The 11,735-nt window shown below is 31.0% G+C and carries 7 protein-coding genes and 1 pseudogene; 3 read left to right on the forward strand and 5 right to left on the reverse strand.

The genetic code is table 11. The features are described 5' to 3' along the window. Nucleotides 1–617: 617 nt before the first annotated feature. The gene (locus tag ABW636_RS07205) at nt 618–770 is read right to left on the reverse strand and encodes a hypothetical protein (protein ID WP_367589288.1); all 153 of its coding nucleotides are present in this window, start codon (nt 768–770) and stop codon (nt 618–620) included. Nucleotides 771–1,250: 480 nt separating this feature from the next. Between ABW636_RS07205 and ABW636_RS07210 the strand changes: the two genes are divergently transcribed. Next, on the forward strand, nt 1,251–2,549 hold the full coding sequence (locus ABW636_RS07210) for an NAD(P)/FAD-dependent oxidoreductase (RefSeq protein ID WP_367589289.1): 1,299 nt from the start codon (nt 1,251–1,253) through the stop codon (nt 2,547–2,549). An 881-nt stretch (nt 2,550–3,430) separates the two neighbouring features. Here ABW636_RS07210 and ABW636_RS07215 read toward each other — a convergent pair. The 4 genes from ABW636_RS07215 to ABW636_RS07230 form a co-directional block, all read right to left on the reverse strand. Beyond that, complete coding sequence (locus tag ABW636_RS07215; RefSeq protein ID WP_367589290.1) at nt 3,431–3,601, reverse strand: hypothetical protein; 171 nt, start codon at nt 3,599–3,601, stop codon at nt 3,431–3,433. A gap of 147 nt (nt 3,602–3,748) precedes the next feature. Beyond that, complete coding sequence (locus ABW636_RS07220; protein ID WP_367589291.1) at nt 3,749–5,773, reverse strand: prenyltransferase/squalene oxidase repeat-containing protein; 2,025 nt, start codon at nt 5,771–5,773, stop codon at nt 3,749–3,751. A gap of 50 nt (nt 5,774–5,823) precedes the next feature. Beyond that, nucleotides 5,824–6,762, reverse strand: a complete 939-nt coding sequence (locus tag ABW636_RS07225; protein WP_367589292.1) for a hypothetical protein — start codon at nt 6,760–6,762, stop codon at nt 5,824–5,826. A 2-nt stretch (nt 6,763–6,764) separates the two neighbouring features. Next, nucleotides 6,765–7,964: a hypothetical protein gene (locus ABW636_RS07230; protein WP_367589293.1), complete on the reverse strand. Its 1,200-nt coding sequence runs from the start codon at nt 7,962–7,964 to the stop codon at nt 6,765–6,767. 402 nt (nt 7,965–8,366) lie between these two features. Between ABW636_RS07230 and ABW636_RS07235 the strand changes: the two are divergent. Continuing rightward, nucleotides 8,367–8,934 (forward strand): annotated as a pseudogene (locus tag ABW636_RS07235) (NAD(P)/FAD-dependent oxidoreductase); the annotation flags it as partial. A gap of 547 nt (nt 8,935–9,481) precedes the next feature. Beyond that, nucleotides 9,482–11,635, forward strand: coding sequence for a TonB-dependent receptor (locus tag ABW636_RS07240; protein ID WP_367589294.1), 2,154 nt, complete (start codon nt 9,482–9,484; stop codon nt 11,633–11,635). The last annotated feature ends 100 nt before the right edge of the window (nt 11,636–11,735 follow it).

Genomic DNA, 11,735 nt, shown 5'->3' on the forward strand with positions numbered 1-11,735 from the left:
TGAATAAGGTTAGTGCAATTATGCTTTTTGAAAACAGTATCATTTAACTTTCAAAACAAAACTTTATTCATAAAAAGAGAAACCACTGTCATGAATAGACAGTGGTTTTTCAACCTAACCGAACTTGAAACTAGAAATCACTTTTTCTTTGAGATCATAGATCACATTAACCATACCCTGTTAATTGATCCGTCTAATGTTTTTATTTTGCAATCTTCCTCACTTTTTATGCAAAAATCATGTAGTGGCACATTTCGAAGTAATGCTGTTTACCTATGTGATTCTATTGGCATTTTTATACAATCTATATAAAATGCTTTTAGATAACATCTAATAGGAGACAGAACAAACTACTAATAGTGACACAAAAACGAGTAACATAACATATACATCCATTTTTTTCATAACTATTAATTTATAATTAGTTTTTTAAAATAAGGCTGGTGTATACTGCATACCCCAGCCTTAAAGGGTAAAAAATCTACCTAACCGTCTTTTTCTTTTTTAAATTTTAGAATGATACAATGATTTTTACTTTTTAATTATTCATAGAATAATACTTTTAAGCATGAATCCATGTATTTTTTAAAAACTCTAGATTTAAAAATTTTGACTATTTAAGAAGTTTTGAGATCAGAATTCTCTTGAATATCTTGTTGTTCTATAGGGGCTGTATCATTTTGAGATGTGGCTTCGTTAGCTAATACAGAATTTGCTACTAAAGCAGAGAAGATAATAAATACAAGGATTAAAATGTAACTTTTTTTCATAACATACTATTTTGGGTTAATAAACTTTTCAGACTTGGTATCCTACATTTTGACGTTTATACTACTTACTTAGTATGGGGTGGGTTTATGAAATTTACGTTATGTTTTTGTTTGATGCTAAATTGATCATTTATATCATCTTAACAAAAAGTTAATTATTATTATGCTCTTTTTACTTATTATTTGGGAGCTTGCATTGATTATAAAGTTAATTTTCGGCAAACACAACCCACATAAAACATTAGCAATCAACAATTTAAACTTACATGATTTATGGTTAAGCCGTAAATACATTAACGGTTATATTGTACCTCTAGAGATTTTTGCAGTACTCCCATATAAAATTCACTTACTTTTTGCTACTAATAAAACTTAAAGTTTTGTTATTTTTTTTTAAAAAAACCCTAATAATTACTCAAAAAACCTATTCATAATTCTCATAAAAGGTGGTACATTTGTGGTATAATTAGCATATATCTTATGAATGTTCCTTATACTAACTTGCCAAGAGTTGTAATTATTGGCGGTGGTTTTGCTGGAGTTGCACTAGCAAGAAAAATGGTTAAAGAAGACGTACAACTCGTATTGTTAGATAGGCAAAATTACCATACATTTCAACCTCTTTTATATCAAGTATCTACTTCTTCTCTAGAGCCAGATTCTATTGCTTATCCACTTAGGAAAATTGTAAAAAGAGGAAAAAACACATTTTTTAGAATGGCCGAAGTATCTTCTATAGATACCGAATCTCAAAGTGTAAATACCAATATTGGAAGTATCACATACGATTATCTAATTATAGCAACAGGGGCAAGAACCAATTTTTTTGGAAATAAAACTATCGAAAATAATGCTATGCGCATGAAAAATCTTCCGCAAGCATTAAATTTACGTAGCTTAATGCTCGAAAATCTTGAACAAGCCGTTATCACCTCTGATCCAGAACAAAGAAAAGAACTGTTGCGTTTTGTACTGGCGGGTGCAGGCCCAACAGGTGTAGAATTAGCCGGTGGTATTGCAGAATTAAAACAAAACGTACTACCAAGAGATTATCCAGATATGAATTTTGAAGAAATGGAGATTCATCTTATAGAAGGAGCACCTCGTATCCTCCCTCCTATGAGCGAACATGCATCGAAAAAGGCTACTAAATTCTTAAAACAACTAGGAGTGCATATTCATGTTAATACGCAAGTAAGTCAATACGAAGATAACCTAGTTACTACCAACACCGATCTTTCTCTAAAAACTGCCACATTTATTTGGTCTGCTGGTGTTACAGGAGCTCCTGTGTCTGGAATAAAAGCAGACTCTCTGGTTCAAAGAGCAAATCGTTATAAAGTAAATCAATACAATCAAATAGAAGGATACTCTAATGTATATGCCTTAGGAGATATTGCCGTTATGGAAACCAAAGTATATCCTCAAGGACACCCTATGGTGGCGCAACCTGCAATACAACAAGGAGAACACCTTGCCAAAAACTTAAAGCGCCACTTGCGTCAAAAAACTATGACTCCTTTCAAATATTTTGACAAAGGGTCTATGGCTACAATAGGACGTAACAAAGCTGTGGTAGATCTAGGGAAATTCAGATTTGGAGGCTTCTTTGCCTGGTTTATTTGGATGTTTATACACTTATGGTTTTTAATTGGCTTCAGAAATCGTTTTGTTACTCTATTTAACTGGTCCTATAATTATATAAATTATGACAAGGCTGCCCGATTAATTATACGACCTTTTAAAAATAAGGAAGAAAAGATTGAGGAAAGAGTATAATAGTATCTAATATCAATTGTATTTTAAATTCAGCAAAAAATAAAGCATAAGCGACTTTACAAAGTTAATTAGACATAAAACTATGGTTATTTAATTTTGAAAATGAAGAAAAAAGAACACCCCTTATACTATAGACTTACATAAGACTATAAACCTAGATTATAGTCTTCAATAATATCTTGCCAATTAAGTCCTAAAAATTAGAATCCAAGGAAGTCAGTAGGTAATGTTTATCCTTCTTGAAAGTTACAAAACTCTAAACACTCTTCTAATTTCTGTTACACTATTTTTTCTCTTGTGTATTATTGTAATATTTTAATAGTTAACACTTCTAGACAAATCTAAATATTAAGAATTCAAACTGGTTATGATGAATTGCACAATGGGTGCTCTCACATATGAATGGTATATCTAAACTCGGATTCTGCATTAGAACTTCGTTATGAAGGTTTCAAGTGTAATAAATACTGGTATTTTTTTAATGCATAAACCCAGTTTAATAGGTATCCTACAAATACCAGAAAGCAGGAAGGAGACTAATCATTTACAAGTCATACATATCATTCAAAAAATTCAAAATAAAAAGTTGAAACTACTTCAATTTCTATATGAAATCATCTAACAAAACTCTATAAAAAAAGGTTTGATCCTATACAAAATCAAACCTAATACATTGAACTGGTTTAAACTTTTTTGATTCATGCGAAAAATGATGACTTTTTGGTCAATTGAAATGTTTTTCTTATTTCATAGTGACGCGATGAAGTAATAAAAAGATGAAAATTGAGTAAAAAAGAACTTCTTTATAGCGAATTGAAAAAAATTTAAACCAGTTCATTAATTTATTTTTCTTGTAGTTAGAGTTAACTATAAAAAATAAATTATAAACAATCTACTATATCCGCCCCATTCCAATTGGCTGGAGCTTTACAGTATTGTATAGGCTCAAATCTACCTGCCACGTGTTTAGTAACTACCGTGTATCCTGCCGGGCAGTTACAAAACTCTAAACGCTCTTCTAATTCGGTTACGTTAAATTTTTTCTTGTGCATAATATAAAGTTTTTAAAAATTATTATTTAACCAATTTATAAATTAAACTCAAATTAATATCAGGAATTGTATAACCGGTTAACCTTCTTATACAAATGGTATATTTAATTGTATAAACGGTATTCTAATTATTTAGACAGCATAAGGTTATTGTCTTCTTTTTAGTTCAAATATCTCGGGCTCGCTCCTATTTTGATAACAATGTAGTGCATTACTGCACACTGCAGTGGTGAAAAGATGTTGAAAATCCATAAATAAGGTATTTGTACCTATGGTCCCTTCTTTCCATTGTAATACTTCTTTATCAGGATCTATTACTGTTGGAGAAGGAATTCTTAAAGAATATGTACCCTGCCAAGAACCATCTTCTTTTTGATTTTGAAGTAATTTTTTCATCAATTGCATTGCAATACTGTTGTATTCCTCAAACAAATCTGAATGGCTACAAATGGCATCTAATAATAGTCCCTGATAAAAATTATTATCTCTGATGTCTTTTGGTAGTTCTCCGATTAAATACTTCTTCTTTATATAGTTCGAACAAGTATTCAATACTTCTGTATCACCCAGTAAAACCGCTCCTTTGATTAAAAAATTATAAGTGTAAATAGTGTCTGTCCACCAATACGTTTGCTCTTGATCCGTTTGCAAAGTCTGTAGAAGGTATTCTCTTATATTCATAAGTTTAATATCCTTAGTACTCACTTGAGTTTTAGCCATAACATAATACGCTGTAGCACTTACACAAAAGTGAGTCTGTATCCATCCATCAACATTTGCCCCTGGAGAATTGATAGATAATTGTACTGCGGTTTGGTCTTTATAAGTGGCAAAACCTCCGTTTTGTTTCTGGTAAGAGTACCAGTTCTCTATTATCGTAGCATCAATTTTTTGTTCTGTATTTAGCAATGCCAGCATAGCAAAACTTGTAGAATCTGCATCGGGAATCCATCTACTGTTATACCCCCATCCCTTTTCTCTATCACATTCTTTTTTTATAAATTCATAAGCGAGTTGTGTTTCTTTTTTACGTGATAGAAGATAATTCTTCGGTAGTGTAGCGAGTATAAATGAAGTGGCCCAGGTATCACTTAAGCCTGCACTATTGTAATAATCAAACCAATTACCTAACGTTTCTTGTTGGTTAAAAATAAAATCTATCCCTTTTTCTAAAATAGATTCTATTGTAGTAGATGTAGTGTCTAACTTTTTTTTAAGTGACTTACTGGACACCTTACTTTTTGATTCATATACCTTTAGGTACCCATCTATATTTAGCAATTTATTAATCGCTCTATTCTTTAAGTTATTAATCGTAAATTCCCATAATGGAAGATCAGTAACTTCTCGACTTACCTTAATTGCTTTATTTGTTTGTTCAATGGCATACTCTAGATATTGACTTACTGATCTGCTTTGATATAAGAAAGACTTCATCTCATCTACGTCTTCGGTGATACCATAATTAGCTTCTTCCAATGCAAAACGTAAGATATTGAATTGTCTATCTTCTAAATCTTGGGGAAGATCTAAAATATCGTCCAATATTTGCATAGAAGTAGAAAAGTGTTTATGAGATTGTAATAAGGTAGTATGAATTTCATTTTTTGTATCTGTACTAGAAACTAAGTATAAACTATCTATGGCTAATTTGGCAAAAGCTGATTTATTATCTGCAAATACCTCATAATCTGTAAGCACCTTTATAGCATCCAATTGTTTACTTTTTTTATAAGCGTCTGAAAATTCTTTTTTTCGTAACATCCAATATTTCCAAAATTCAGAATCTATGAAAAAGGATTTAGAAAGTAATTTCATACTCTCCTCTAGCATTTGTGAAGAAAACACATATTTTTCAAAAATTTCTGAGGGATTTGCAGCATCTATAACATCATCAAAAGTATTAATTGAGGCAAAACAAAAATAACCTGCAAGGCATATTGTACTTAATTGCTCCTGATCAAAAACCCCAAAAGCTTTATTAAAAAGCAAAGGATAATAAAGGTACATAAAATCAGCCGTATAAATAGATTCATTGCTTGTTAAATGGTCTTTAGCTTCAGGTTTCCAATGTTGATTTGCTATATACTTTTTATAATCGTCTACTATGGTTTCTATAATATCTCTTGAAGTTTCTGGAAAAGGATTAGTACTAATCGTTGTTGTTTTCATACGCTTACGAAATTTTAATTAATTAACACAAGTCAATGCTATTACTTTGATTAAAACAAAGTACCTATTTCATAGGTGCACGGAATACTTTTAACATATATATTTTTAATTTCCTTGTCCTCTATTGTAACCATGGCAGGAACTCCCATAATATATTTTAGTACACTGCGATCTAGGCCATATACCTTAAATCTACCTGATAAACCAAAGGCATCAAAGATTTTGGTTCTATTCTTAGGATTCCCAATATCATATAAAATTACATCTTCAATGCTAGAGAGGTTTTTAAACTTTTTTACATTTTCTATCCCTCTCCAACAGCTTTCACATTGTGAATCCATTAGATATGCAATATATTTTCCAGAAGGTAAATAAGTGTGATTCTTTAATGAATTTATGGTTGTGATATCACGACCTATGATACCACTATTTTTTACGAACTCTTTATAATCATTTGCCTCACTTTTGGCAAGTATTGCATGGCATTGATTTTTACTAAACAGACTGGTATTAATAGAAGTTAAGAATAAAAAAACAAAGGGAATTATAAAATAGAAAGAAGTTTTAACAATGAAATTCATATGTTCATTTTTTTGTTCTTTTTTCCATAATAGCAGCGCACATATAACTATAACTGACTGAAAACCCACCCTTATAAAAATATTTGAGGGTAATATTCTCGATATATGCCCTATATCAGAAAAAACGCTCCAAGAATCTATTGAATAATAAGTTCCTATAAGAATAACCAATTCAATACCAGAAATTATCACCAATTGTAGATAAGATCGTTTAAGTTTATGATTTGCAATTATTAATAATGCATTAATAGATTTTACAGCCATTAACACTACATATAAACCTAAAATATTGGGATTTGAAAACTCAAAAAAACTATAAACAAACTCTCTATTAAACGACTTATAATAAACAGATTGCAGAATTACTATAGGCAAAACGATACGTAAAAAGAATGTTAAAAAGTGCATGATTAGTCTATTTTTGAAGCTAGTTGATAAACTTTTTTAATGAATAAGCTATTGATGATTATAAAAAATAATATTCCAAAAAGAAATCCTATAGGTAGCCCTATTGTTATGATAGTGCTTAATACATAATCGAATGTAAATTGAATTTTGGAGCTAAAAAGATCGGTTATGTTAGGAATGAAATTAATAAAAAGATCAGGTTGACTAAGTATAACAATTAGATAAATAAAAAATATATAGGTTTTACTAATAATGGCATACGCTAGCAATAATTTCTCTTTCACAATGAACTTACGAGATTGGTTTTTAATCAACCCTATAGAGTATTCCTCCAGTAATTCTGTAGAGGTTTTCATCAATTGATCCTCCTTTATAAGGTCGGAAATTAGCCAATACCCATCCATTCGTATAAATGGGTTAAGTTGATAGAGCATCAATGTAAGTAGCATGAGTAATAACATGATTAACTCTGGGAACGCAAAAAGAGAAATAAAAAATATGAAGATTACGAATATATAGTGAAAATAGAGCCCTCCTAAATCAACCAATATCCTTTTTTTGGCAGGTAATTTCCAAGCTGCAGAAAGATTAGTGTAAAACACTGGGATTATAAATAAATATAACCCAAATCCGATTTCATAGGGATTTTCATTGCAATACTTTAAAGCTGTAGCATGTCCCAATTCATGAAATAAAATACTAATCAAAAGTAGCGGAAAAAAATTTGCTGCTTTTAAAGTAGATAATTCAACTTGTGTAACTTTATAAATAATACCGAATACTACAAATGGTATACTGAATACAAGGAAACGGATTACCCATTGATGATATAAAAATGTTAAAAGACCCGACAAAAAATTCACGAGTACCCTAGGTAACAATATTATTTTTACCTTGAGATATTTATTTTTCCTTTTTTTACTAGTATATTGCTCGCTTACTACAATACCGGTTCTGTATAAAGGCGTCAAGGCTTCCTTAATTTCTTCTAGGGTCGTGGCTGGATCATATTCTCGAGTATATTCTATATGCAGGTTATCAACAGAAATAGTTTTTTTTTGTTTGATTAGATCAATTAGTTCGTACGTAGCTTCATCAACAACTACTTGATGCCCCAACACAGGGACCTCTATTATATAATGACATGCCTTAGATATGTATTTTTCAATTTTTATATCTTTATTTATTGATAAATCGGTCATTCTATATCTTTAAAAAGAGAAATTAAACATGCTTACCTTATGATAATTAATGTACAATACATTCTAACCATATCTTATAGTGATTTCTATCAATTTCACATAGAAAGTATAATAAGTACAAAAATGATCTACATCAAAACATAACATATATAATCAACGGTAGAGTCATACACTAAAATTCAATAACATTTTTGTTTTTTCTACAATCCACTTCTTGTCATTTATACAATATTATTACTAAAAACTTTAACTTAAACAGGCAAATGTATGAACAGTGTATTTCAATGTATAAACGATATGTTTTAGTGTATAAATCACTTTATCAATTACCAAACTTGTACTCCGCTTTTGTTAATTCTTATGTTATTTACACTTTAAATCCGCAAGAATAAAATACTTTTGATCACATCAGCCCCAGAACAACGAAAAGAGTTATTACGTTTTGTACTTGCCGGTGCAGGTCCAACAGGTGTAGAATTAGCCGGAGGTATCTTAGAGTTAAAGCGAAATGTACTCTCTAGGGTTATCCTGATATGGATTTTGATGAAATGGAAATTCATCTTATAGAAGAATACTCTAATATATATGCCATAGAAGATATTGCCGTTATGGAAACCAAAGCATATTCCCAAGAGCACCCTATGGTTGTACAACCTGCAATGCAACAAGGAGAACACCTTGCCAAAAATCTAAAACGCCACTTGAGCAAAAAAACTATGACTACTTTCAAATGTTTTGACAAAGGATCTATGGCTACCATAGGACGTAACAAAGCTGTGGTAGATCTAGGAAAATTTAGGTTTAGAGATTTCTTTGCTTGGTTTATTTGGATGTTTATCCATTTATGATTTAAATTGGGTTTAGAAATCGTTTTGTCACTCTATTTAACTGGTCTTATAATTATATAAATTATAACAAAGCAGCTCGATTAATTATACGGCCTTTTAAAAATAAAGGAGAAAAAGATTGAAGAAAGAGTATGACATAAATTCTGGTTGTAGTACTAGAAATACCTTCTCTCTATCTTAAGAAATAGTATCTCATCGCATAGAAATGACATCTTTGATTACAGAAATACCTTCTATTCTAGTAAACTTTTTTTACACTTAAATAGGACTAGTATATCCTAATACTTTCTAATTCATGTCCAATTATCTCAAAATCTTATTATTACTTGCTAAGAGAAGCCTTCCTAAATAATATATAGAATGTTATAGCCTCTGGTTTTGTATAATACTACTTACACTTTGAATTTACCATAATAAAATACTCTTTTTCGTTTCTGCTTCGGAATAAAAAAGAACCGTCATTACCACTATGCTTATTTTTTCTTCTTCTCATAAACAAAAAACAACTGATTTTCTTGAACAATAAATTCAAAGTACCACGGGTATAACATTGTTTTTAATATTCATTCATTTTGTCAATTGAGCCAAGATTTACTACAGTTCAGAAACATTCAATTTTGCAAATGGTACATAAATATGATTTTTGATCAATTAACAAAAGCTATTTAGATGAAATTATCAACCACTTTAGTATTATTTCTATTATTCAATACAATATCAGGTCAAACTACCATTACAGGTACTGTTAACGACACCAAAGGAATTGCAATCCCTGGTGCCAATATTTATCTAGATGGTACATACGACGGTAGTTCCTCTGATGAGAAAGGAAATTTCTCTTTTACGTCTTCTGAAAACGGAGTACATACACTGGTGGTGTCTTTTCTTTCCTACGAAAATTTTTTGCTACAAAAAGATGTATCGCAAATGAAAAACCTAACGATACAATTAAAAGAAGATGTTAACTCTTTGGGTAGTGTGGTATTAAACGCAGGAACTTTTTCTGCAGGGGACAATAGTAAAACAGCCGTACTTTCGCCTATGGATATTGTGACTACGGCTGGAGCTGCAGGAGATTATATAGGAGCATTTCATACATTACCAGGTACTTCTACCGTAGAAGAAGATGGTCGTCTTTTTGTAAGAGGGGGTGATGCCGATGAAGCAAACATCTATATCGATGGGTTAAAAGTGTTTCAGCCTTATACGGCAACTACAAATAATATACCTACTAGAGGGCGTTTCTCTCCTTTCCTATTTAAAGGCACCAATTTTTCTACTGGTGGATATTCTGCAGAATATGGAGATGCACTATCCAGTGTCTTATTATTAAACACCATTAATGAACCTGATCAGGAAAAAACCGATCTCTCATTTATAAATGTAGGTATGGGAGTGGGCAATACGCAAATCTGGAAAAAAAATTCCTTAAGTATCAACGCTTTTTATCTCAACTTAAAGCCTTATCAAGAAATTATTTCTCAACGGGTTGATTGGATAAAACCCTACGAATCATTGTCTGGAGAAGCTGTTTATCGGCATACAACGAAAAAAGGGCTTCTAAAAGTTTACGCAGGAGTAAATCAAACTCATTTTAACTTAATACAAGAAGACATTAATACTCCAGAAGGAATCAATTTCAAACTAAAAAACCGAAATACTTATTTAAACACCTCTTACAAAGGTACATTGAGAAATGATTGGAGCATTACTACTGGTACTAGTTTTGCAAATGATGATAATGACATCAAAATTGACAATACCGATGTTAATAATGAAGAAAACAGCCTTCATCTTAAAGTAAAACTAAAAAAGAGATTCAGTAATCATTTTAAACTCTATATGGGTATTGAGCAGTTTATAAGTACTTTTTCTGAAAAAGCTCAAGCTGATACTTTTGCCCTATTTAGAACTAAATTTGATAATAATAGCACGGCCGCTTTTACAGAAGTTAATATATTTTTTAACAAAAAACTTGCCATGCAAGTAGGTGTTAGAGCCACCAATAATACATTATTAAAATACACCAAACTATCACCAAGAGCATCTTTTGCATACAAAACTACGTCAAAATCTCAAATTTCATTGGCTTATGGTGATTTTTATCAAAACCCAGGACAGAACGTCCTTAAATATGCAACCCAACTGGAACCAAAAAAATCCTCTCACTATATTTTAAACTATTTATACCAACACAATAGAAAAACGCTACGTATAGAAGGGTACTATAAAACATACAATAATCTTATTAAATATGATACCGAACGTCCAGAGTTTTCTAGCGTATATAGCAATAGTGGAAGTGGATATGCCACAGGTCTAGATATTTTCTGGAGAGATAACAACTCCATAAAAAATCTGGAATACTGGGCAAGCTACTCCTATCTGGATACTCAAAGAGATTATAACAACTATCCCAATAGAGCAACTCCTAATTTTGCAGCAAAGCACAATTTATCGTTAGTTACAAAATACTGGATTAAGGACTGGAAATCACTGGTGAGTACCACCTATAATTTCGCTTCGGGCAGACCTTATAATAATCCTAATCAATCCACATTTCAAAATAGAAAAACCAAAACCTACAATAGCATTAATCTTAGTTGGGCTTACTTGCTTAGCCAACAAAAAATACTGTATTTCTCTGTTTCTAATGTATTGGGGTTTGACAATATTTTTAACTATCAATATGCAAATACACCTAATAGCAATGGTGATTTTGCAAGACGTGCAATACGCCCCAATGCAGATAGGTTTTTTATTATTGGTTTTTTCTGGACGATAAGTGATAGCAAAACAGACAATCAATTAGATAATTTATAGACTTAACATAATAAGATATTAGGTATATATCCTTTATAACTTGTCTTACAGTATCTGCTTTACATTTCATCTTTAAAAAACTACACTTCAGTATTTTTTA

Origin of the sequence: Aquimarina discodermiae (assembly GCF_040786235.1) — a bacterium.
In the GTDB taxonomy this organism is placed as follows: domain Bacteria; phylum Bacteroidota; class Bacteroidia; order Flavobacteriales; family Flavobacteriaceae; genus Aquimarina.

Excerpts from the sequence above, each read along its gene's own strand:
- ABW636_RS07205 (WP_367589288.1), bottom strand. The coding sequence starts at position 770 with ATGAAAAAAAGTTACATTTTAATCCTTGTATTTATTATCTTCTCTGCT.
- ABW636_RS07220 (WP_367589291.1), bottom strand. The coding sequence starts at position 5,773 with ATGAAAACAACAACGATTAGTACTAATCCTTTTCCAGAAACTTCAAGA.
- ABW636_RS07210 (WP_367589289.1), top strand. The coding sequence starts at position 1,251 with ATGAATGTTCCTTATACTAACTTGCCAAGAGTTGTAATTATTGGCGGT.
- ABW636_RS07215 (WP_367589290.1), bottom strand. The coding sequence starts at position 3,601 with ATGCACAAGAAAAAATTTAACGTAACCGAATTAGAAGAGCGTTTAGAG.
- ABW636_RS07230 (WP_367589293.1), bottom strand. The coding sequence starts at position 7,964 with ATGACCGATTTATCAATAAATAAAGATATAAAAATTGAAAAATACATA.
- ABW636_RS07240 (WP_367589294.1), top strand. The coding sequence starts at position 9,482 with ATGAAATTATCAACCACTTTAGTATTATTTCTATTATTCAATACAATA.
- ABW636_RS07225 (WP_367589292.1), bottom strand. The coding sequence starts at position 6,762 with ATGCACTTTTTAACATTCTTTTTACGTATCGTTTTGCCTATAGTAATT.